Genomic DNA, 21,187 nt, shown 5'->3' with positions numbered 1-21,187 from the left:
CAGTTCAGCGCAGATCAAAAAGCGAATTTCTACAGGAACTTAATCGGGTTCCGGTGAGTGGCGAAAAAGCTGCCCTCACCCGCCGGCAACATGCGCGACTAGGATGACTTTGGATCGTCCGACATCAACGCGGCGAGCCGCGCTCGTTCATCCGCGGTGAGCGGAGCCGGCAGGTCGGCGCCACTTCGCGTACGCCGCCGGATTTGCAGCCATAGTGCCAGGCCACCGCCGATCAACAGCACCGGCCCGAGCAACCACAGCAACATGGTCTGCCGCTCGAAGCGCGGCTTCAGCAGCACGAACTCGCCATAGCGCGCGACCAGGAAATCGAGCACCTGCGAATTGGTATCGCCGGCGGCGATGCGCTCGCGCACCAGCAGCCGCAGATCGCGCGCCAACGGCGCGTCGGAATCGTCGATCGACTGGTTCTGGCAGACCATGCAACGGAGCTCGCGCGACAATTCGCGCGCGCGTCCCTCCTTCGCAGGGTCCGACATGATCTCGTCGGGCTGTACCGCGTGAGCCGTCGAGGCCAGCAGCATCAGCGCAACGAACGCGAACCAGATCCGACGCATCGGATTCACTCCGCCGGCTGCAGGCGCTGTTTGGCCCGCGCCGGCTTCGGCGCGCCGACCCGCAGGCGCCGGTCGGAGAGCGACAGCATGCCGCCGAACGCCATCAGCACCGGCCCCCACCAGATCAGGAGCACCATCGGCTTGTGATAGATGCGCACGGCAATGGCACCTTCGGCGGTGGCATCACCGAGCGAGATGTAGAGCTGGCTCGCGCCGCGGGTCAGCAGCGCCGCCTCGGTGGTCGAGGAGCCGCGGGTGGTGAAGTTTCGCTTGGACGGCGCCATGACGCTGAGCTTCTCGCCGTCGCGGCTGACGTTGAACTCGGCGATCATCTCGCGGTAGTTCGGGCCCTGGCGTTGCAAGAGCCCATCGAGCTTCACGTCGTAACCGGCGACATGGGCGACGTCGTTCTGCTTCATCGTCGCGATATATTCGCTGTTCCAGGTGGTCTCGCAGACGATGCCGATCAGCGCGACGCCGAGGCCGGCATGTGCGAAAGCGGAGCCCCAGGCCGAGCGCGGCAGGCCGCGCGCCCGGTGCAGCACCGTTGCGAATGGCAGGCGAACCAGGCCCGTCCGTTCGGCCAGATCGGTGACCGCGCCGGCAATAACGAAGACGCCAAGCCCGATCGCGAGCGGCGCCAGCGCGCTGCCGCCCCGCACCCAGGCCCAGGTGATGGCGACTGCGACGAGCCCGGCAACGCCGGCTGCGAGCAGGCGCTGCGTCACGCCGAGCAGATCGCCGCGCTTCCATGCCAGCATCGGCCCGAACGGCACGGCGAGCAGCAGAAGGGCAAACAGCGGAGCGAAGGTGAGATTGTAGAAGGGCGCACCGACCGACATCTTGAAGTCGGCCAGCATCTCCATCGCCAGCGGATAGAGCGTACCGAACAGCACGACCGCACAGGCGACCGTGAGCAAGAGATTGTTCAGCACCAATGCGCCCTCGCGCGAGATCGGCGCGAACAGGCCGCCTTGCTTCAACGAGGTCGCGCGACCCGCGAACAGCGACAGGCTGCCGCCGATGAACACGCAGAGGATCAGCAGGATGAACACGCCGCGGGTCGGATCGGTGGCGAAGGCATGCACCGAGGTGATGACGCCCGAACGCACCAGGAATGTGCCGAGCAGCGACAGCGAGAAGGTCAGGATCGACAACAGGATGGTCCAGACCTTCAGCGCGTTGCGCTTCTCCATTACCAGCGCCGAATGCAGCAGCGCGGTGCCGGCGAGCCAGGGCATCAGCGAGGCGTTCTCGACCGGATCCCAGAACCACCAGCCGCCCCAGCCGAGTTCGTAATAGGCCCAGTACGAGCCCATGGCGATGCCGAGCGTCAGGAAGATCCAGGCGACCAGCGTCCACGGGCGCACCCAGCGCGCCCAGGCCGCGTCGATCCGTCCCTCCATCAGCGCGGCGATGGCGAAGGAGAACGAGATCGAGAAGCCGACATAGCCGAGATAGAGCATCGGCGGATGCACGGCGAGGCCGATGTCCTGGAGCACCGGATTGAGATCCCGTCCCTCGATCGGCGGATTGGCGATCCGCAGGAACGGGTTCGACGTCGCCAGAATGAACAGATAGAAGGCGCTGGCGACCCAGGCCTGCACGGCGAGCACATGCGCGCGCAGCGACAGCGGCAGATTGTTGCCGAAAGCCGCAACGAGCGCGCCGAACAGGGCGAGGATCGACACCCACAGCAGCATCGAGCCTTCATGATTGCCCCACACGCCGGTGATCTTGTAGAGCAGCGGCTTCATCGAGTGGGAATTCTCGTAGACGTTGGCAACGGAGAAATCCGAGTTCACGTGCAGCATCACCAGCGCCGTGAACGAAGCGCCGACGAACAAGAGCTGCGCCAGCGCGGTGGAGCGCGCGACGTTCATCAACGCGGCATCGCGCAGGCGCGTACCGATCAGCGGCACGATCGACTGGATCAATGCAAGGGCGAGCGCCAGCACCAGCGCGTAATGTCCTGATTCCGCGATCACCGCACCGCTCCCTGCGGATTGCCCTGCGCCGTGGTGGCCGCGGGCTTGCTGCCGCCCGAAGCTTTGGGATCGTAATCGTCCTTCCAGTGCCCCTGCTTCTTCAGGGCGTCGGCGACGTCCTTGGGCATGTAGGTTTCGTCGTGCTTGGCGAGCACGGTGTCGGCCTTGAACACGCCGTTGGCGTCGAGCGCTCCTTCCGCGACGACTCCCTGCCCTTCGCGGAACAGGTCGGGCAGGATGCCCTTGTAGGCGACCGGCAGCTTGGCGCTGCCGTCGGCAACCTCGAAAGTCACCGCGAGATTGTCGCCGCGCTGGAGCGAGCCGGGCTGCACCAGCCCGCCGAGGCGAAACCGCTTGCCGGCCTCGACGTGCTTCTCGGCGACCATGCTCGGCGTCGAGAAGAACACGATGGAGTCGCGCAATGCGTTGAGCACCAGCGCGGCCGCGAGCGCGAGCACGGCGAGCGAGCCTCCGATGATGGTCATACGTCGCTGCTTGCGCGTCATGGCGTACCCGTTCTCCGCTCGCCTCGTCCCGATTTCGTCATCCGTCGAGCCCGAGAGTCTTCAGGCCTTCGTTGAGCTGGCGCAGCCGTTCGGCGTTGCCGGCGACCGCCTGCCGGGCATCGGTCGATGCCCCGACCGCCTTGTCGCGGTCCCCCATCACGAGATAGGCGCGCACCAGGCGCAGCCAGCCATCGACATCGTCGCCGTTCTGCTTCAGCCGCGTGGCCAGGCGATCGACCATGCCGCGCACCATCGCGTTGCGATCGCCCTCGGCCATATCCTTGGAAGCTGCGATCGTCTCGTCCGACAGCGCCGGCATCGTGCCGCCGCCGACCCGCGCCAGCGACGACTGCACCAGGGGACGCCAGGGCGCATCCGCCGGCGCCTTCGCAAGCAGCGCGCGCCAGATATTGGCCGCATCGTCCTTGCGTCCGTCCTGCTCGGCCGCAACCCCCAGAAAGTAATTCGCCTTGGGATCGTCGGCATCGAGCGCGTGCGCGCGTTCGAACTCCGTCTTGGCTTCGGCAGTCACGACACCGCCCGCGGCCGCCGAGAGCGCCTCGCCCAGGTCGGCCCGGCGCTCCGAAGTCTCGCCGTTATAGGTGAGCGAGTTGCGATAGGCGCGTACCGCATCGTCGAAGCGGCCGAGCCGCTGCAGCACCGGCCCAAGCACGTTCCAGCCGCGGCCGTCGGTCGGATTCTTCTCCAGATGCTGCTCAACCTGCACGACGAGGTTCTCGAGTGTGTTAGACCCCGGCCCGCGCTCGCGCTGCGCCAGTGGGAAATCCTGAAGCCTGGGCGAGCCGAGCGGCACGTAGACGCCGATCGCGACCAGAGGCAGGCCGATCAGAGCCAGCAAGGCTGCCGCACGGCGCCATTTCAGGCTCGACTTCGGCTCCAATGCCGCCTCGCTGCCGGCCGCGGCGAGAAGCCTGCGGCTGATCTCGACGCGCGCGGCCTCGGCTTCAGGGGCAGCGATCAGGCCCGCGCCGAGATCCCGCTCGATCTCAGCCAGCTGGTCCTTGTAGACCGCGACTTCGCTGCCCTGGTTTTGCGCGGGTCCGCTGCGGCCGAGCGGAAGCAGCACGGCGAAAATCGCCGCGACCGTCATCAGCGCGAACACGAACCATAGCGTCATCTGGCAAGCTTCCGACGGCGCACGATCCGCGCCCATAGGTGGCTTTACACCACGGCCGGACGAGGCGGCAATTGACAATTGTCAATTCGGCGCGACCGCGCATGGCCCCGAAACGGTGAAACTCCAACGGCTTAGCCGATCTCGAAGTCCCTACTACGCGCGGCATCCTCGCCGTGGCCGTTGAAGGCCTTGAGGAAGTACGTTCCCGGCCTGATTGTCGCGGGCAAGCGGATACGCAATGCCCCGACCGGAACCGGCGAGGCGACCCTGGTGACGGTCTCCGGCAGGTGCCGACCGCTTGCCTTCTCGACCAGCACCACCTGCGCGCCGACCATCAATCGTTGATATTTGGCAGTAATGACGCGGTTCTCGATTTCGATGGAGCTGATAACGGGTTTCATGCGCCCACAAATTGAAGTTCCCCGGACTTGCACGGGACCGTAGGGCCCGCTCCCGGCAGCGTCAACCTCAAATTGTGATGACGAAAAGATGCGCCTGCATCAGCTTGCGCGCGACGATTTGCGTTCGCCCGTCAGCGCGTTTTCTGCCGCGCGGCTCATCAAAGAGGCATAATCGTCGCCGAACAGCACCTGACAGAATCGGATCGCGGCCTGCACCTGCTGCTGCCGATAGGTGCGGACCTTGTGATCGGCGGCGCGCAGCGACTGCACCAGCTGCTCGGTCGAGCGTTCGACATATTGCTGGAGATCGGAATAAGTGCGCAGCGTCACCTCGTTGATCGCAAGCTCGCTCGCGTAGTTGCGGCACGTCGCGACGAAATCGATCAGCGCCACGGTTTCCTCGACCTCGGTGCTGTCGATCCGCGCGCCGGGCGGAATGTCCTTCTCGGGGCGCTGGCGCAGGATGCGGCGAACGCGGCCGGGAACGCTGTCGATCTCGGATTGCAGCGCATTGGAGATGTCGGCCCGAATCGAGGTCAATTGCTTGCCCCAGGCGGAATCGTTGCGCAGGTCCAGCTCGGTGCGCAGGCCCCGCACGCCGTCATGCAGTGTCTTGAGGTTGTCGGCGACATTGTCGAAATGGCCGCGCTTGATGTCCATGCGCAGGATCGCGGCAATGCGGGACAAATCGTGCAGGGCGATCGTGACGGCGGCACCGTAGGGCGTTGCCGCGACGCGGATCTCATCGTCCGACGCCGCAATCTTGATGGCGAGGCGGATGATCTGCCACGGCGCGGTCATCCGCTGCACGACCATCGAGAGTGCGAAGGGCAGCATCTGGGGCGTTTGAAGCGCGGGAATGTTGAGCGCCGACGTCACCGCAGCGATCTGGGAATCGCCGAAGGCGCGCAGGAAGCGCGGCAGCTTCTCGCTCACGGTCGCGATCGCGTCGCGGACCTGGAGCACCGCACCGATCGCATAAAGATCCTCGATCACGTTGGGCGGGCCGACACGGGCCAGCGCGCGCGACTTGTCGCCGCCGCCAGGTCCCGTCAGCTCGAAGATGGCGTCGGCAGCCACCGCCTGGAGCTTCGAGGCCAACGCCTCGACCTGCCCTGCACTGTCTGCCGGCATGCGGGCCAGCGCCGCCTCGAATTCGCTTACCTTGTCCGGGGCGCCGTCACGACCAAGCCATTGCCAGATCGGATGCAGCGAGGTGCGACGGATCTGTCCGACCCTGACAGGGGCGCCTGCCTCGACCAGGAACGGTTCCAGCACGTGGAACAGCAGCCGCGACAGATCGTCCGTGCGCGGCGGCGGGGCCTCCTCGGCTTCGGTGTTGCGGACGATCTTGCGCAGCTGCTCGAGCACGAGGGTCGCGACAGCCGTGTCCTGGCCGCGCTCCAGCGCGCGCTCGAACTCCCGCATCAGCAGGGCCTGCGCCTGCGGCGGGAGCTGCGCGAGATATTCCCTCAGCCGCTCGATCGATGTCTGGCTCATGCGCCCGGGTAATGCACGGTAAAATGGCGGACATGGGATGCGTCCGGGCGCGATCATAGGAGCTCCCCACTTAAGAAGCCGTTTAGGAAGTGCCCACGAATGCCGCCGGCTTCCCCTGGATGGGTCTTGGGCGCGACGAAAAATCCAGTGGAACCAAGGGATTATAGTCCGGGAAGAACCAGTTCGGCCCGCAGGCCCCCGGTCGGCGCCCCGCCGAGCGAGAGGCTGCCGCCATAGAGGGCGGCAAGGTCGGTCACGATCGACAGCCCCAGCCCGGAGCCCGGCTTGGATTCGTCCAGCCGCTGGCCACGCCGCGAGACCTGGGCGCGCTCGGCCTCCGACAGGCCACGGCCGTCGTCGTCGACGATGATCCGCAGACGCGGGCCGGCGCCGGTCTGGTGTGGCGCCTCGACCCGGACCTCGATGAAGACCCGCGAGGCCGCCCATTTGCAGGCATTGTCGACAAGATTGCCAACCATCTCTTCGAGGTCCTGCCGTTCGCCCCGGAACTTCGCGGCCGGGTCGGCCTTGGCCTCGACCACGATGCCGCGGTCGCGATGGATCTTCTCCATCGTACGCCGCAACGCCTCGATCGCGGGTGCCACCTCCGTCACCGTCGCGACCACCGAGACCCGCGCCGCAATGCGGGCGCGCTCCAGATGGTGCGCGACCTGGTCGCGCATCACGTCGGCCTGCTCCATCACCTTCGCGGCGAATGGATCGGCCGCATGGGTGCCGGCCTCATTGACGATGACCGAGAGCGGCGTCTTGATGGCATGGGCGAGATTGCCGACATGGGTGCGCGCCCGTTCGACGATCTCGCGATTGGCGTCGATCAGCGCATTGGTCTCACGCGCCAGAGGTGCGATCTCGACCGGGAATTCGCCCTCGAGCCGCTCTGCCCGCCCGGAACGGATATCGGCAATGGATTCCGAAATGCGCTTGAGCGGCGCGAGGCCAAAGCGGACCTGGAACACGGTCGTCAGCAGCAGCACGATGCCGAGCGCCGTGAACGTGCCGCCGAGATAGTAATCGAAGCTCCGCGTCTCGTCGAAAATCTCGGTGTCGTCGCCGGCGACGCTGACGAGAAACTTGCCGTCGGCGCCGAGATCGACCGGCCGCTCCACCATGCGCAGGTTCTGCCCTTCCGGACCGTCGACGTAGGCGAGCCGGATGCCGGCGGCGGTGAGTTCGGCCCCTTGCTCCTCCAGCTTCGGCAGCTTCTTGTCCCATAGCGAGCGCGAGGAGCGCACCTCCGGCTTCTCGGTGTCGGTGCGCGTGATCTGCCAGTACCAGCCAGAGAGCGGCAACTCGAACAGCGGCTCGCCGAGCGACTGGAATTGGCGGTCGGGCGGCTCGTCTGGGGTCGCGACCTCGGCGATCAGCGTGCGGAGATAGAGATTGAGCCGGCGGTCGAAGGCACGCTCGGTGGCGTCCTTGTAGACCGACGACAGCACCACACCGGTAATGGCCAGGATCACCACGAGCCAGGCGGTCGCCGACAGGAACAGGCGGTTCGCAAGCGAGCTAGCGGCCATCGGAATGAACCCGGGAGGCGCGGAATGGCAGGACGTCGGTCATGACCGGACCAAGGCCCCTGTCGCGCCGTCCGTCAAGACGCTTTAGCCGCCGGGCGCCGGCGGGGTCAGGAGATAGCCGAGGCCGCGGACGGTCTGGATGATGTCGACGTCGAGCTTCTTGCGGATGCGGCCGACGAAGACCTCGATGGTGTTGGAGTCGCGGTCGAAATCCTGGTCGTAGAGATGCTCGACCAGCTCGGTGCGGGAGACCACGCGCCCGGAATGGTGCATCAGGTAGGCCAGAAGCCGATATTCGTGCGAGGTCATCTTCACGGGATTGCCTGACACGCTGACCCGGCCGGTCCTGGTGTCGAGGGTGACGGGACCGCAGCTGAGCTCGCTCTGGGCGTGGCCGGTCGAGCGGCGCAGCAGCGCGCGGATGCGTGCCAGCACCTCCTCCAGATGGAACGGCTTTGCGACATAGTCGTCGGCGCCGGCATCGAACCCCTGCACCTTGTCGCTCCAGCGATCGCGCGCGGTGAGGATCAGCACCGGCATCGTGCGACCGTTGCGGCGCCAGGCCTCCAGCACGGAGATGCCGTCCTTCTTCGGCAGGCCGATGTCGAGCACCACGGCGTCGTAAGGTTCGTTGTCGCCAAGATAATGCCCCTCCTCGCCGTCGAAGGCGCGATCGACGACATAACCGGCGTCGGTCAGCGCCTTGGTAAGCTGGCGATTGAGATCGGGGTCGTCCTCAACAACGAGCAGGCGCACGCGTCTCTCCAAAGATTGGCTGCATCTTGCGCCAGAGATGAGCAATTCCGGCGTGAACTGAATATGAACGCAGGGAACCCACCGACGTTACTTTTTGGTCATATAGGATACGACCCGCCGGTACGACTGCGCCCGCCACTCCAGCCGGACGAACCGGCGGCATGGCGGGCGCAATGTGCCGCGTCACGCGGCGAATAGGAAGATCTGGCGCGTCCGGGTCTACCCGTCAGGTCCGGAAGAACACGAACCAGATGACGGCGAGGATCAGGATCGCAAGGCCGGTCGAGATGGCGAGCAGCGCTGCCACCGACGGCCCGGGCTCGCCCTGACGGGCCTCAGTCGGAGTTTCGACGATCTGATGCTGCTCTCGCGTGGTTGCCATGATGCCCTCAATCTCTGGATGTCGCTTGGATAGCCGCGACCTCCTCGCAGCCGTGTCCCGAGCCAACGCGTGGATGAATATGATGTTCCGGCATTTGCGCTCCGATCAGCCGACAATGGCCGGCCCAGCGGGCGGTTAACGCAGTTGCCAGATTCAGCAACCCGGCTTGCTATGATTCGTTGTTCCCCGATGGTATCCTCGTCATCTGTCCCCGTTGCGTTTGGAGTAGCCCATGGCCCCCCGCGCCAATTGGAAGGGTTTTTTGCGTCTGTCGCTCGTGACCTGTCCGGTCGCGCTCTATCCGGCCACTTCGGATACCGAGAAGGTCTCCTTCAACCAGATCAACCGCAAGACCGGCCACCGGATCAAGTACCTCAAGGTCGACGCCGAGACCGGTGACGAGGTGACGTCCGAGGACATCGTCAAGGGCTACAAGGTCGACACCGACACCTATATCGAGGTCACCAAGGACGAGCTCGACGACATCGCGCTCGACTCCACGCACACGATCGAGATCGACGAGTTCGTACCGAAGGCCGACATCGACAACCGCTATCTGATCCGCCCCTATTACCTCGTGCCCGACGGCAAGGTCGGCCACGACGCCTATGCGGTGATCCGCGAGACCATCCGCAGCATGGACAAGGTCGCGATCGGCCGCGTGGTACTGACCAACCGCGAGCACATCATCGCGCTGGAGCCGCTCGAGAGCGGGCTGATGGGCACGCTGCTGCGCTACCCCTACGAGGTCCGCAGCGAGACGGAGTATTTCGACGACATCCAGGACGTGAAGCTGACCAGGGACATGCTCGACCTCGCCAAGCACATCGTCGAGAAAAAATCCGGCGCATTCGAGCCCGAGCTGTTCGAGGATCATTACGAGACCGCGCTGATCGATCTCATCAACAAGAAGCGCAGCGGCATGCCGATCGCAGCCAAGGCCGCGCCGAAGACCGGCGGCAACGTCATCAACCTGATGGACGCGCTGAAGAAGAGCATCGCCAACGAGAAGGACGCCGGGCCCGCGACGAGGGTCGCCAAGGAGAGCGTCAAGGAGAGCGTCAAGGGCAAGAAGCCGAAGAAGCGCGTCGAGGGCCAGCGCGAGATGCTGCTGCCGATATCCGGCAAGGGCGGCAAGGACGCTGCTGCGAAGACGGCGCCGAAGGAAGCCCCGAAGAAGGCCGACAAGCCGGTGCGCGCGCCGGCGCGGGCGAAGAAGGCCGGCTAGACGTCATCGCACCTGCACCGCGCCGTGATGTCCCTCCTCGCCGCTCGGCCGGACTGACATGCCCTGGTCGGCGGCATTCGACGATCCGGTTCGCGTGAGCAACAAGCGCAAGCTGCTCACGCTTCAACAGGCGGCCGACTACATCATGCAGCTGCCCGAGGACGTCCAGCACGAGGCGCACTGGCAGACCGCCATCGAGACCTTGATCAATGCGGCCGAGACCGGCGGTGGCTGGATGATGTTCGCACGCATCGCGATGTTGCGGGCGCTGAATGCGGACGGCCGGCGCGAATGAGGGCGATGGCCGGCGCCCTTTGTCGGCATGCTTGCCGAGCCGTTGACGAACAGTCTCAATAATCCGTTAAGCGCAACGCCGGTTTCCCGATACGGCGAAGCTCTGCGTGAACCAGCGTAGTTCTACGGGACACAAAATTAAGCACTGGTTGTCCTTGCGCGCAGCATGGTCCCAGCACCGATCGAGCCAAGGTTCGCATGCCGTGCAGCAGCAGGACGTCAGAAAGAACTACATCAGCATCGTGAACGACGCGCCCGAGAGCGAGCGGGCCGCGGGCACGGCAGCGCGTTCGCAGCCGGGCAAGATGAAGGACTTCGTCGGCCGCCTCACGGCCGTGCTGAAACGCCGCCTCCCCGGCTCGACGATCACGTCCTAGCGGACGCTGCGGCTGGCCCGTCCTCCGAGCAACTGTCGATTTGCATCCATTTGGATGGAACGATGGAACCTTAATTTAATGAATGCCGTCGTATGTGACGGGAGCGCGACCGCCCGGGCTTAATTCTATTGGCGCGCAGAAAATCTATTCGATCGATTTTCGGGTTTGAAAACGACGCGACGAGACATTGGATTGGATGAAGAGGAGTTGGCAATGAGTTTGCTTAGGTCTTTCCTTGCCGATGAGACTGGCGCCACCGCCATCGAGTACGGCCTGATCGCCGCCGGCATTGCACTGGCCATCGTCACCGTCGTGAACAACACGGGCAGCCAGCTCCTCAACAACAAGTTCAACTCGATCAGTTCGTCGCTGAAGTAGCGGCCCAAAGGGCCTGAAGGTGACGCCCAGTGCGCGCCGGCGCTGGCACGACATGCGGCGGTCGCGCCGGGACACACCGTCTCCCCGTTCTCGTCATTGCAAGCGTAGCGACGCAATCCAGGGGCTTTCCGCGGGAAAGATTTCTGGATTGCCTCGCTGCACCCGCTTTGACGGCTAGGTGAGTCCTGATAGTCTTCAGCACGATCGTTGCTCGACCAGCCATATCGCCGACGAACCCGGCCTGCTTGAAGGATGTAGATGAGACGCGCGACGCTCCTGGCTCTCGGCATCATGTTGGCCGGCATCTGGCCGCAGGACGGCGTGAGAGCGCAGACGTCGACCAAGCCGCCTGTTTCGATTGCTCCGCCCAATGCGTTGCCGGTGCCGAATCCGGCCGCCGACTACGATGGCTTCAGCGCAAGCGTCAACGGCGACAATGAGACCGCAAGTCAGGCGGCCCCTGCAAGGTCGCGCGCAGCCAGGAGCTCCAAATCCGGTGCGGATGCCGCCGATCCCGCGTCGGTGGATCAGGAAGACGATGCGTTGAAGCGAAAGCTGACAATCTGCAAGAACTGCAAGTAGTAGCTGTCAAACTTTCCCTGACGCAGACCGGCGACGACGCAGCGGGTATTTCGACAGTTCCAATACCACCAGACAGACCAGCGCGGCCGCGACCGTGATCGCGAGATCGTCGGCGTGCAGGGGCCCGAAACGGAATAGATCGGCCGCGGCCGGCCACGCAAGGCTCATGAAAAGCACGCTCGTCACGAACAGCACGATGATGACCAGCGTCCGGTTCGGCCGTATGAAGGCTTCGACGAGCGACGTCGAGAACGAGCGGTTGACGAAGATCAGGCTCACGATCACCAGCACCAGCGAGAAGAACGTCAGGGTCCGGACCTCATTTGCCGGCATGCCGTAGGCATTCGCCATCACCATCACGCCGCCGGTCAGGCCCAGCGCGAGCGCACCTTGCAGCGCCGACCAGACCAGCAGGGACGGTGGCAGCAGCGGCTCGTCCGGCGAGCGCGGCGGTCTCTGCATCACGTCGCGCTCCTCGGTCTCCGCCTCGAACACCAGTGAGCAGACGGGATCGATGATCATTTCGAGGAACGCGATGTGGACCGGGCCGAACAGCAGCGGCAGCCCGGTCACCAGCGGCAGCAGCGCGAGCCCGGCTATGGGAACGTGGACCGCGAGGATGAAGCTCATCGCTTTGCGAAGATTGTCATAGATCCGGCGGCCGAGGCGGATCGCCTTCACGATCGAGCCGAAATCGTCGTCGAGCAGAACGATCGAGGACGCCTCGCGCGCCACATCGGTGCCGCGGCCGCCCATGGCAATGCCGATATGGGCGGCCTTCAGCGAGGGCGCGTCGTTGACGCCGTCGCCCGTCATGGCAACGATCTCGCCGGCGCCCTTGAGCGCGCCGACGATGCGCAGCTTCTGGGCCGGTGCAATTCGCGCGAAGACGGTTTGCCCCCGCGCCGCCCGGGCAAGCTCGGCAGCGGCCGTGCCTTCGGCCTCCACCCCCGTCAGGATGCGTTCGGGCTCGAGGCCTGCTTGCGTCGCGATCGCGGATGCGGTCGCGGGATAGTCGCCGGTGATCATGATCACGCGGATCCCGGCGGAACGGCATTCGGCAAGGGCGCTCCTCACTTCGGGCCGCAGCGGATCGACAAAGCCGATCAGGCCGCAGAAGCCGAGAGAAAAGCCGCGCTGCGTCTCTGGAAGCTGCGCCTCCGCGCAATTCGCCCGTGCAACGCCCAGCACGCGAAGCCCCTCCTGCGCGAGGGCGTCCACACGCGCCCGCAATGCAGCCAGCTCCTCCGCGCTCATTCCGCAAAGCATGCCGATCGTCTCGGGCGCGCCCTTTGCCGCAACGACGCATTTCTCATCGCTTCCACGCCACACGTTCGACATGGCGAGCAGGTCGGGACGCAGGCCGTAGCTCTGCACGAGCCGTCGGCCGGTGCCGGTCCCCGGACCGAGCGCATGCAGCGCCTTCTCCATGGGATCGAACGGCTCCGGCACGCAGGCCAGGACGCTGGTTTCGATCAATGGACGCCATGAAGGCTCGGCGCACGCCGAGCCTTCCGGCGTGTATTGCGAGCCATCGGGCAGTACCAGACGCGCGACAGTCATGCGGTTTTCGGTCAGCGTGCCCGTCTTGTCGGTGCAGAGCACGGTTGCCGCCCCCAGCGATTCGATGGCGGAAGCCCGCCGGGTCAGCACGCGCGCCTGCGAGATGCGCCAGGCGCCCATGGCGAGAAACACCGTCAGAACGACCGGAAACTCCTCGGGAAGCATCGACATGCCGAGCGCAATGCCGGCCAGCACGCCCTCCAGCCAGCCGCCGCGATAGAGCCCATACAGAAGTACGGTCGTCGCGATGACGAAGGCGCTGGCGATCGCGAACATCGCCACAAGACGCGTCGTCTGCTGTTTCAGGCGCGGCGCTTCCGTCGCCAGCGAATGCAGCGACTGTCCGATCTTGCCGATCTCGCTTCTGACTCCAGTCGAGGTGACTTCAGCCATGCCGCTTCCGCGCACCACCAGCGTGCCGGAGAACACGAATGGATGGTCGTCGCCACCGGCATGCGGCAACCCCGGCTGCTCGGGCGTCGGACGGGCCAGCTTGCGGACCGGAACGGACTCCCCCGTCAACAGAGATTCATCCAGCAGGAGATCGTCGCATTTGACGACCGTGGCGTCCGCCGCCACGCGGTCTCCCTCGGAGAGGATGATCAGGTCGCCGCGAACGACCTCGCGGCCGGGAATGCGGATGTGTTCGCCGCCGCGGATCACGAGTGCGCGGGGGCTGGTCAGATCGCGCAACGAGTCGAGCACGCGCTCGGTGCGCGCCTCCTGCACGATGGTGATGACGATCGAGATCGATGCAAACACGAGGAGCAGCAGCGCCTCGCCGAGATCGCCGAGGGCGAAATAGATCAGCCCGCCCGCCAGCAGCAACAGCAGCATGGGCTCGCGCAACACCTCGATGACGAGGCCCACAATCGTGCGCCGCTCGGTACGCGGCAGCTCATTGAAGCCTTCGGCCTTCAGCCGGGCCTGCGCTTCGGACGCCGTCAGGCCCCGCATCGTGGCCCACCAGGGTAAGAACCGCGCAGGAAGCGCGCACCGGCAACCGTGCTGCGCATTGCGCGGCGGAACGCGTGGAGGCGCGAGGCAGCCTTCCGTGTAAGGAGCAACAGATCCCTGTAGTCCATGGGCCCTGGAGGCAGATTGAACAACGATGGGGACTATCTCGCCCCTCACCGCCATCATGGCATGCCGCAACGGGCTCCCGGCTTGACCTGTGTCAAGCGTTGCCATCGGCGGAGCCTTGCGCTGACCCGTTGGCCCGATCCGGCCAAAGTGACCTTGCCGGGGCTGCGGAACGCGTCAGTTCGGACAGGGTTGCCCGGCGGCGCCCCACATCGCCATGTCCTTGACGTGATCCTCGAAGGTCCCCGGCGGCGTCGAGCGGCCTGCTCCGGGAGCCCAGCCGCGCGGAATGAATCCGTTCAGCGAGGCATCATGCCTGAGATGCTCGACGAGGCCGGCAGCGTCGCGACCGCCATTGCGCTTGGGATCCTTCATCTGCGCGCAGATCTCCGCGCCGCTCTTGCCGAACCAGATGAAAGCCACCGGCGCGAGCTGCCAGTCGATGCCCGCGCGCGGCGGCGCCGGTGCCGGCTCGTTCGCCTGTGTCGAGGTCATGTGACAGGTCGAGCACGGGATCGCCTCCGCGCCGATGCGGCTCTCGCCGCCGTGGATGTTCATGCCATGCGCACGAGGCTTGGTTTCGCCGGCCGGCGTCCAGATCGGAATGGCCTTGGCATCGACATGGCAATTGGCACAACGCGGATGTGTCACCACCGCCTCAATCCGCTTCCAGGCTTCCAAGCCTTCCACCCGGCTGACGCTGCCTGGCGGCAAGACATCTTTCCTGGCTTCGTCCTTGGCCGCGACGAGTCCCGTGAAGGCTGCAACTGACGAAGCGGCGAGCACCACCGCGATCGAGAATCCCTTCATCATCCACCCTCACACGAAATCGATGAACTTGTTGAAAGGCATCTCGCGGATGCGTTTTCCAGTGGCCGCGAAGATCGCGTTGGCGAGCGCAGGCGCAGCGGGAGGCACGGGCGGCTCTCCGACACCCCTCACCTTCGGATCGTTCTCGAGCCCGCGAACCTCGATGACGGGACACTGGTAGATCCGCATCGCTTCGTGGTGATTGTAGTTGGTCTGCTGCACCGCGCCCTTGGCGTAGGTGAGTTCGCAGTTGATGGCGTGGCCGAGTCCCCAGATGACGCCGCCCTGCACCTGGTTCTCGAAATTGACGGGATCGACGACCTTGCCGACATCGACCGCGACCCAGACCTTGTCGATGCGGACACCTCTGTCCGTCACCGAGACTTCGACGACTTCGGCCGTCGGCGTCCCGAAAGACTCGACGAACGCGACGCCGCGCCCCCTGCCGTTGCCGAGCGGTCCCTTCCAGTCAGACATCTCCGCGACCGTCTCCAGCACTTTGCGATAGTGCGGCACGGTGCACATCGCGATGCGCGCCTTCATGGGATCGAGGCCCGCCGCATGGATCAGCTCGTCGATGAAGCTTTCGGTGAAGAAGCCGGATGTCGAGGCGCCGACCGACCGCCACGTGGTGCTCGGTGACAATCCCTGCGCCTCGTAGCTCGTGGCCCGGAAATTGGGGATGTCGTAATAGACGTTCCACAGGCCGGCGGCCAATTGCCCGTCGGGATCCTTGGAGGGCGTGCCCGAGCGTTCGAGCAGCCCCTTGAGCGGGGTCGTCGAGGCCAGTTGCAGGTCGGCGGCGACGATCTTGCTGTTGTCGACACTGCCCCGGTGCCGGGCGATCGCAATCTGCCGCGGAATGTCCTGGAGGAAATCCTCCTCGCGCGAGAACACGAGCTTGATCGGCGTTCCCTTCATCTGGTTGGCAATCTCGGCGAGAACGCGGACATTCTCGTATTCGAGACGGTGGCCAAAGCTTCCACCGGTCCACTGATTGTGGAAGGTGACCTGTTCCGGCTTGAGGCCGATCGCCGTCGCCGCGACCCATTGCACGAAGCGTGGGCTCTGGTGACCTACCCAGATCTCCATGCCCTTGTCGGTGACGAGGCCGATTCCGTTCAGCGGCTCGAGCGGCTGATGCGCCACGTAAGGCGCGCGATATTCGGCCTCAACCAGCTTGCCGGTCTTCAGCCCGCCTTCGATGTCGCCGATCTTCCGCCACTCCTTGCCCCGGAACTCGGGCTTGAACGAGGATTCCAGAACCTTCCAATGGTCGGCCTGCTCGGCGGGATAGGCCGAGGGCGCCCACTCGCAGGCGACGGCGTCGACCGCCTTCATCGCGTACCAGCTGTTGGTGGCGATCACCGCGACGCCGTTCTTGATTTCGAGGATCTTCTTGACCCCCGGCATCGCCCGCGCCTTGCTGGCATCGTAAGATTTCAGCGGCTGCCCCTTGGCGGGGTTCAGCTTGACGGAGGCGTAAAGCATGCCGTCCATCTTCATGTCGATGCCGAACTTCAGCTCGCCCATGACCTTCTCGCGAATGTCGAGGCGCATCATCGGCTTGCCGAGCATGCGCCATTTCGAGGGATCGCGCGGCTTGGCATCGAGCACCGGCGGAATCTTCGCGGCATCTGCGGAAAGATCGACGTAAGCGATCTTGGTCCCGTTGGGCAGGATCACATGGCCCGACTGGGTGCGCAGGTCAGCCACGGCGACGCCCGAACGCTTGGCGGCCGCCGCCTTCAGCGTCTCGCGCGCGACCGCGCCGGCAACGCGCAGCTTTTCATAGGTATCCGGCACGGTGCTCGATCCGCCCGTCATCTGCAGGCCGGCCTGTCGCAGCCATTCGAGCGTCTTGGCGCGCGCCTCCTCCGCGGCCGGGCTTTGGTCCGCGGCCACGAACGGCGCGAACTCGTCGGCGAAGCCGGTGTTGAAATAGGCGGGACTAGGGCCTGCAAACCGGACTTCGAACTGACCGGGATCGAGGTCCATCTCTTCGGCGATCATGATCGGCTGCACCGAGCCGACGCCCTGGCCGATGTCGGCGTGCTGCGCGATCAGCGTGATCTTGTCCGGGCTGATCTCGACCCAGGGATTGAAGGTCACTGAATTCGCGCCGAGGCCGGCCGCCAGCGGATTGCCATCGGCGCCCGGCGCGGCCGCCTCAGCGTTGCCATAGGCACCGAAAGCGATGCCGCCGGCGACTGCAGCGGAGCCGAAAACGAAAGCGCGGCGCGAAAGGGTCTGCATGTGGCCCATCTCACTTCTCCGCCATCTTCTTGGCCGCAGCCGCATGGATCGCCGCACGGATGCGCGGATAGGTGCCGCAGCGGCAGAGATTTCCGGACATCACCTGGTTGATCTCGTCGTCCGTCGGATTGGAGATCAGATCGAGCAGCGAGATGGCCTGCATGATCTGTCCGGTCTGGCAGTAGCCGCATTGCGGCACCTGATGCTCGATCCAGGCCTGGAGAACCGGATGTTGCTCCCTCTTCTCCAGCCCTTCGAGGGTGACGACCGACTTGCCGGCGACTTCGCCGATGTGCGCCTGACAGGATCGGACCGCCACTCCGTCGATCTGGACGGTGCAGGCGCCGCATTGCGCGACCCCGCAGCCGTATTTGGGACTGGTGATGCCGAGTTCGTCGCGCAGCACCCAAAGCAGAGGCATCTCGACAACGACGTCGATCTGGCGCTTGGTCCCGTTCACCGTAAGCTCGATCATGTCGGTACATCCCCTTGCGGATCTGGTCGGCACAACAGCACTGCCTGATGGATGTTGAGCCGTATTTCCGATTCCTGCGGGATCATGCGCAATCCCTGCGGAATGCCCCATCGGAGCGATCGGCTTTCACCTCAGCCTGGCCGCAGCACAATTCGCGATACTGCCCTGGCGTGAGACTTGCCGCCTTGCGGAACACGCGCGTGAAATTGGCCTGGGAGCCGAAACCGAACTCCAGCGCGATTTCGACCAGGGACAGACGATTGCGCGCGAGCTCGTGCCGCGCTGCCTGGACGCGGCGATCGGTCACATAGCGGTGCGGCGACAATCCCGTCGCTTCGCGAAACAGCCGGGAGAAATGATAAGGGCTGAGGCAGGCCTGGGCCGCCAGATCCTCGAGCCTGATATCGCTGCCGAGAGACGCCTCGATATAATCCAGCACGCGCTGGAGGCGCCGCGGATCGAGCGATGGCGACCTGTCGGGCGCGCGCCAGCGGTCGACCCTATAATTTCCCAGAAGATGCGCTGCGAGCGCAACCTGGATGCCCCCCACGAACAGCGCGTCGGTCGGCTGGCGCGGACGATGGAGCAGATCGCGAAGCGGCGAGCAGATATGGAAGAGCACCTGGTCCGCCAGACCGTGGGCGTAGGCGATCTCGACCCTTGCCGGATCGATATCGAAATCCGCAAGCGCGCTTTGGTCCAGCAGCGCCGGCGGAAGATAGAGATGAAGACATTCCATCCGGTCCGAAAGCTCGAGGTGACTCTCCTGCGTCCCCACGGGCACGAGGTAGCTCATGCCCGGCCGGGCGAAGCTCTTCTGGACTTCGCCGTTGCCGACCCGGCACACCATGCCGCCGCCTGACAGCACCATGACGATTTCGTTGCAGATGGGAACGGGCGTTGCCTGACGCCCCGCCTCGAACCTGCGATGTTCGATGCTCAGCCCCGGCCAGTCGTTGGCGGCCGCGAGCTTCTCGCTGTTCTTGTATTTCTGATCTCCATGCGTCACGAGCGCCATCATGACCTCCGCTTCGTTGCGGCGAATCCCGGCTCCGTATCGCGAGCGAGCGAACATTCCATCCGGTGATGAGTTGCAGCCCCCGGCCGCTGCCACGCCGATCTCCGAATTTCTCACAAGCGGCGATGGCGAAGTCCAGAGGCGGCGCGGTTAAAAGAGGTAAAAGGCAGACAAAGCAAAGGCTTGGATACGAGCGCGCCTGGCTGCGAAAAGCTGACCTCTCCGTGAATGAGCAAGATGCGTGCGCCATCGCGCAGGAACCGGAAATACCGCAATGCTCGAGCGAGCTAGTGACGGTCGTCGATCGGCAATGCAGCCGGATCGAGACGGCGGCCGTCAGCAGAAGGATACGCAACATGGCCCTCAAGGATATCCTGCCGGGAAGACTGGGTTTCGGTGCGGCGCCGCTCGGCAACATGTTCCGCGACATCCCGGAGCAGGAAGCGCTCGCGACGGTGAATGCGGCCTGGGATGACGGCATCCGCTATTTCGACACGGCGCCCTTCTACGGCGCAGGTCTCGCCGAGATCCGCATGGGCGCTGCGCTCGCCGGCCGACCGCGGCGCGACTATGTCGTCAGCACCAAGGTCGGCCGCCTGATCCTGGATGAGATCGAGGATGTCGGGACCCGCGACCTCGGCGAAAAAGGCGGTGTCTTCAGATACGGCCGTCCGAACAGGATCGTGAATGACTATTCCCGGGACGCGACGCTGCGCTCGATCGAAGACAGTCTGAAGCGGCTCGGCACCGATCACATCGATATCGCCTTCGTGCATGACGTCGCGCAGGATTTTTACGGCGACGAGTGGCTGACGGTCTTCGAAAGTGCGCGCAAAGGCGCGTTCAAGGCGCTCGACCGGCTGCGCGACGAAGGCATGATCAAGGCGTGGGGACTCGGGGTCAACCGGGTCGAGCCGATCGAGCTGCTGCTCGCGCTCGAAGAGCCGCGCCCCGACGGCTTCCTGCTCGCGGGCCGCTACACGCTGCTCGACCATGCAAGGGCGCTTCAGCGGGTGATGCCGATGGTTGCGGAACATGAGCTCGCGATCGTCGTCGGCGGCCCCTACAGTTCGGGCGCCCTCGTCGGCGGCCCGAATTTCGAATATGCACCGGCCCCCCCGGAAATCCTCAACAAGGTGGCGCGGATCAAGGCCATCGCCGACCGCTACGGCATCAGCATGAAGGCGGCAGGTCTGCAGTTCGCGCTCGCCAACCCGGTGGTGGCGGCCGTAATTCCCGGCGCGAGCCGCCCGAACCGCATCGCCGAGGATCGCGCTGCGCTGGAGGAAGCCATCCCCGCCGACTTCTGGCGCGAGCTCCGTTCGGAGGGGCTCGTCAACACCGCCGCTCCGCTTCCCGCAGCCGCTTGAACCGTCGGCGTGCGCAGCGGGCTCGTCCCGGTCGGGCATCGCTCCGGCCGGCAGGACAACCCACGCAAAATCCACCGAACCACTACCGAACCACTGAGGAAAGCAACATGACAGACAAAGCCGACAACGCCACCGACATGGGCCGCCGCACCCTGCTCCAGACAGCCGGCGCAGCCGTCGTCACCGGCCTCGTCGCCGGTACGGCAGCCGACGCGCAGACCGCGACACAGGGCGCCAACAGCATGTCGGCGGCCGAACGCAACGAGGCGCCGCTCGGCGCGCGGCTGCAGGGCGTCCAGCATTTCGGGCTGACGGTCCAGAACATGGAGCGAGCCTATCAATTTTACACGGAAGTGCTCGGCGGCACCGAAGTGTTCCGTCACGGCGACTTCCAGGGCGACGAGGTGCAGAACACGCTGCTCGCCGACCAGGAGATCGAGGCGAATGCACGCGGGGTCAATCCGCGGACGATCGGCGTCCCCGACCTCAGAAGCGGAGCGCAGAGGCTGGATGTCCGCTTCATCCAGTTCGACAACGTGGTGATCGAACTGCTGCAATATCGCGAGGCCGACCAGCCGATGGGCGGTGCGAAGAGCTTTGCCGAGCCGGTGGAGCACATGAGCCCGGCCTTTCCGCGCATGATGCACATCTGCTTCTATGTTCGCGACGATGTCGACTTCAACAAGTTCATCGCCGACCTCGAAGCGGAATCCGCACGCCGCGGCATGACGCAAGTGCGCGCGAATCGCACCATCCGCGTCATGACGGAGGCGGATCGCAAGGCCGCGCCCCGCAGCACCAACACGAACCGGGTGACCGCGGAACCCTCGAACGGCTGGGAGCTGATCTATTGCAAGGGACCGGAGGGCGAGCAGCTCGAATTCGTCAAGGCGCTCGGCCCTGTCAAGAAGCGCTTCAGCGAGGCCTTGGCAAAGCGCCAGCAGACAATCGTGCGCTGACTGACAAACA

21 protein-coding genes are annotated in these 21,187 nt (G+C 65.1%); 7 read left to right on the top strand and 14 right to left on the bottom strand.

Translation table 11 applies throughout. The features are described from left to right. Nucleotides 1–98: 98 nt before the first annotated feature. The 9 genes from HAP40_RS13440 to HAP40_RS13400 all read right to left on the bottom strand — a co-directional run bounded on the left by HAP40_RS13440 (nt 99) and on the right by HAP40_RS13400 (nt 8,784). Nucleotides 99–575, bottom strand: coding sequence for a cytochrome c-type biogenesis protein (locus HAP40_RS13440; protein ID WP_166817345.1), 477 nt, complete (start codon nt 573–575; stop codon nt 99–101). A gap of 5 nt (nt 576–580) precedes the next feature. Further along, nucleotides 581–2,563: a heme lyase CcmF/NrfE family subunit gene (locus HAP40_RS13435; protein ID WP_166817346.1), complete on the bottom strand. Its 1,983-nt coding sequence runs from the start codon at nt 2,561–2,563 to the stop codon at nt 581–583. Further along, nucleotides 2,560–3,069: a cytochrome c maturation protein CcmE gene (ccmE, locus tag HAP40_RS13430; RefSeq protein ID WP_166817347.1), complete on the bottom strand. Its 510-nt coding sequence runs from the start codon at nt 3,067–3,069 to the stop codon at nt 2,560–2,562. Before ccmE ends, HAP40_RS13435 begins: the two co-directional genes overlap by 4 nt. A gap of 37 nt (nt 3,070–3,106) precedes the next feature. Further along, nucleotides 3,107–4,207, bottom strand: a complete 1,101-nt coding sequence (ccmI, locus tag HAP40_RS13425) for a c-type cytochrome biogenesis protein CcmI (RefSeq protein ID WP_166817348.1) — start codon at nt 4,205–4,207, stop codon at nt 3,107–3,109. 131 nt (nt 4,208–4,338) lie between these two features. Then, nucleotides 4,339–4,608 (bottom strand): hypothetical protein, encoded by a 270-nt coding sequence (locus HAP40_RS13420; protein WP_166817349.1) that lies wholly within the window; start codon nt 4,606–4,608, stop codon nt 4,339–4,341. A gap of 99 nt (nt 4,609–4,707) precedes the next feature. Next, nucleotides 4,708–6,108, bottom strand: coding sequence for a hypothetical protein (locus HAP40_RS13415; RefSeq protein WP_166817350.1), 1,401 nt, complete (start codon nt 6,106–6,108; stop codon nt 4,708–4,710). Between the two features lie 161 nt (nt 6,109–6,269). Then, entirely contained in the window at nt 6,270–7,646 is a 1,377-nt protein-coding gene (locus tag HAP40_RS13410; RefSeq protein ID WP_166817351.1) for a sensor histidine kinase, read from the bottom strand. 84 nt (nt 7,647–7,730) lie between these two features. Continuing rightward, nucleotides 7,731–8,402: a response regulator transcription factor gene (locus HAP40_RS13405; RefSeq protein ID WP_166817352.1), complete on the bottom strand. Its 672-nt coding sequence runs from the start codon at nt 8,400–8,402 to the stop codon at nt 7,731–7,733. 226 nt (nt 8,403–8,628) lie between these two features. After that, the gene (locus tag HAP40_RS13400; protein WP_164936196.1) at nt 8,629–8,784 is read right to left on the bottom strand and encodes a hypothetical protein; all 156 of its coding nucleotides are present in this window, start codon (nt 8,782–8,784) and stop codon (nt 8,629–8,631) included. A 232-nt stretch (nt 8,785–9,016) separates the two neighbouring features. Here HAP40_RS13400 and HAP40_RS13395 point away from each other — a divergent pair, with 232 nt between their 5' ends. The 5 genes from HAP40_RS13395 to HAP40_RS13375 all read left to right on the top strand — a co-directional run bounded on the left by HAP40_RS13395 (nt 9,017) and on the right by HAP40_RS13375 (nt 11,643). Then, complete coding sequence (locus HAP40_RS13395) at nt 9,017–10,012, top strand: Ku protein (protein ID WP_166817353.1); 996 nt, start codon at nt 9,017–9,019, stop codon at nt 10,010–10,012. 58 nt (nt 10,013–10,070) lie between these two features. Beyond that, nucleotides 10,071–10,307 carry a hypothetical protein gene (locus tag HAP40_RS13390; protein WP_166817354.1) on the top strand — a complete coding sequence of 79 codons (237 nt, stop codon included), beginning with the start codon at nt 10,071–10,073 and terminating at the stop codon, nt 10,305–10,307. A 202-nt stretch (nt 10,308–10,509) separates the two neighbouring features. After that, complete coding sequence (locus HAP40_RS13385) at nt 10,510–10,683, top strand: hypothetical protein (protein WP_166817355.1); 174 nt, start codon at nt 10,510–10,512, stop codon at nt 10,681–10,683. 213 nt (nt 10,684–10,896) lie between these two features. Further along, nucleotides 10,897–11,061 (top strand): Flp family type IVb pilin, encoded by a 165-nt coding sequence (locus tag HAP40_RS13380; RefSeq protein WP_091890949.1) that lies wholly within the window; start codon nt 10,897–10,899, stop codon nt 11,059–11,061. A gap of 258 nt (nt 11,062–11,319) precedes the next feature. Further along, complete coding sequence (locus HAP40_RS13375) at nt 11,320–11,643, top strand: hypothetical protein (RefSeq protein ID WP_166817356.1); 324 nt, start codon at nt 11,320–11,322, stop codon at nt 11,641–11,643. 6 nt (nt 11,644–11,649) lie between these two features. Here the strand turns inward: HAP40_RS13375 and HAP40_RS13370 are convergent, their stop codons facing one another. From HAP40_RS13370 to HAP40_RS13350, 5 genes are all read right to left on the bottom strand, one after another. Beyond that, nucleotides 11,650–14,163 carry a cation-translocating P-type ATPase gene (locus HAP40_RS13370; protein WP_166817357.1) on the bottom strand — a complete coding sequence of 838 codons (2,514 nt, stop codon included), beginning with the start codon at nt 14,161–14,163 and terminating at the stop codon, nt 11,650–11,652. 303 nt (nt 14,164–14,466) lie between these two features. Further along, nucleotides 14,467–15,102, bottom strand: coding sequence for a hypothetical protein (locus HAP40_RS13365; protein WP_246741113.1), 636 nt, complete (start codon nt 15,100–15,102; stop codon nt 14,467–14,469). A 6-nt stretch (nt 15,103–15,108) separates the two neighbouring features. Next, complete coding sequence (locus tag HAP40_RS13360; RefSeq protein ID WP_166817358.1) at nt 15,109–17,364, bottom strand: xanthine dehydrogenase family protein molybdopterin-binding subunit; 2,256 nt, start codon at nt 17,362–17,364, stop codon at nt 15,109–15,111. Between the two features lies 1 nt (nt 17,365). Further along, nucleotides 17,366–17,830: a (2Fe-2S)-binding protein gene (locus HAP40_RS13355; protein ID WP_166817359.1), complete on the bottom strand. Its 465-nt coding sequence runs from the start codon at nt 17,828–17,830 to the stop codon at nt 17,366–17,368. A gap of 82 nt (nt 17,831–17,912) precedes the next feature. Continuing rightward, on the bottom strand, nt 17,913–18,848 hold the full coding sequence (locus tag HAP40_RS13350; protein ID WP_166819522.1) for a helix-turn-helix domain-containing protein: 936 nt from the start codon (nt 18,846–18,848) through the stop codon (nt 17,913–17,915). Nucleotides 18,849–19,204: 356 nt separating this feature from the next. On the opposite strand from HAP40_RS13350, the gene HAP40_RS13345 reads away from it, so the two are divergent. Both HAP40_RS13345 and HAP40_RS13340 read left to right on the top strand, forming a co-directional pair. Beyond that, nucleotides 19,205–20,218 carry an aldo/keto reductase gene (locus HAP40_RS13345; RefSeq protein WP_334270984.1) on the top strand — a complete coding sequence of 338 codons (1,014 nt, stop codon included), beginning with the start codon at nt 19,205–19,207 and terminating at the stop codon, nt 20,216–20,218. A gap of 107 nt (nt 20,219–20,325) precedes the next feature. Beyond that, on the top strand, nt 20,326–21,177 hold the full coding sequence (locus HAP40_RS13340; protein WP_166817360.1) for a VOC family protein: 852 nt from the start codon (nt 20,326–20,328) through the stop codon (nt 21,175–21,177). Nucleotides 21,178–21,187 lie beyond the last annotated feature (10 nt).

The sequence above is a fragment of the Bradyrhizobium sp. 1(2017) genome, from assembly GCF_011602485.2.
Taxonomy (GTDB): Bacteria; Pseudomonadota; Alphaproteobacteria; order Rhizobiales; family Xanthobacteraceae; genus Bradyrhizobium.
This window is presented reverse-complemented; position numbering and strand designations above follow the sequence as displayed.

Coding starts and splice junctions, on each gene's coding strand:
- HAP40_RS13410 (WP_166817351.1), bottom strand. CDS start 7,646: ATGGCCGCTAGCTCGCTTGCGAACCGCCTGTTCCTGTCGGCGACCGCC.
- ccmI (WP_166817348.1), bottom strand. CDS start 4,207: ATGACGCTATGGTTCGTGTTCGCGCTGATGACGGTCGCGGCGATTTTC.
- HAP40_RS13365 (WP_246741113.1), bottom strand. CDS start 15,102: ATGATGAAGGGATTCTCGATCGCGGTGGTGCTCGCCGCTTCGTCAGTT.
- HAP40_RS13395 (WP_166817353.1), top strand. CDS start 9,017: ATGGCCCCCCGCGCCAATTGGAAGGGTTTTTTGCGTCTGTCGCTCGTG.
- HAP40_RS13380 (WP_091890949.1), top strand. CDS start 10,897: ATGAGTTTGCTTAGGTCTTTCCTTGCCGATGAGACTGGCGCCACCGCC.
- HAP40_RS13400 (WP_164936196.1), bottom strand. CDS start 8,784: ATGGCAACCACGCGAGAGCAGCATCAGATCGTCGAAACTCCGACTGAG.
- HAP40_RS13370 (WP_166817357.1), bottom strand. CDS start 14,163: ATGCGGGGCCTGACGGCGTCCGAAGCGCAGGCCCGGCTGAAGGCCGAA.
- HAP40_RS13440 (WP_166817345.1), bottom strand. CDS start 575: ATGCGTCGGATCTGGTTCGCGTTCGTTGCGCTGATGCTGCTGGCCTCG.
- HAP40_RS13355 (WP_166817359.1), bottom strand. CDS start 17,830: ATGATCGAGCTTACGGTGAACGGGACCAAGCGCCAGATCGACGTCGTT.
- HAP40_RS13390 (WP_166817354.1), top strand. CDS start 10,071: ATGCCCTGGTCGGCGGCATTCGACGATCCGGTTCGCGTGAGCAACAAG.
- HAP40_RS13415 (WP_166817350.1), bottom strand. CDS start 6,108: ATGAGCCAGACATCGATCGAGCGGCTGAGGGAATATCTCGCGCAGCTC.
- HAP40_RS13420 (WP_166817349.1), bottom strand. CDS start 4,608: ATGAAACCCGTTATCAGCTCCATCGAAATCGAGAACCGCGTCATTACT.
- HAP40_RS13360 (WP_166817358.1), bottom strand. CDS start 17,364: ATGGGCCACATGCAGACCCTTTCGCGCCGCGCTTTCGTTTTCGGCTCC.
- HAP40_RS13375 (WP_166817356.1), top strand. CDS start 11,320: ATGAGACGCGCGACGCTCCTGGCTCTCGGCATCATGTTGGCCGGCATC.
- HAP40_RS13350 (WP_166819522.1), bottom strand. CDS start 18,848: ATGGCGCTCGTGACGCATGGAGATCAGAAATACAAGAACAGCGAGAAG.
- ccmE (WP_166817347.1), bottom strand. CDS start 3,069: ATGACGCGCAAGCAGCGACGTATGACCATCATCGGAGGCTCGCTCGCC.
- HAP40_RS13340 (WP_166817360.1), top strand. CDS start 20,326: ATGACAGACAAAGCCGACAACGCCACCGACATGGGCCGCCGCACCCTG.
- HAP40_RS13345 (WP_334270984.1), top strand. CDS start 19,205: ATGGCCCTCAAGGATATCCTGCCGGGAAGACTGGGTTTCGGTGCGGCG.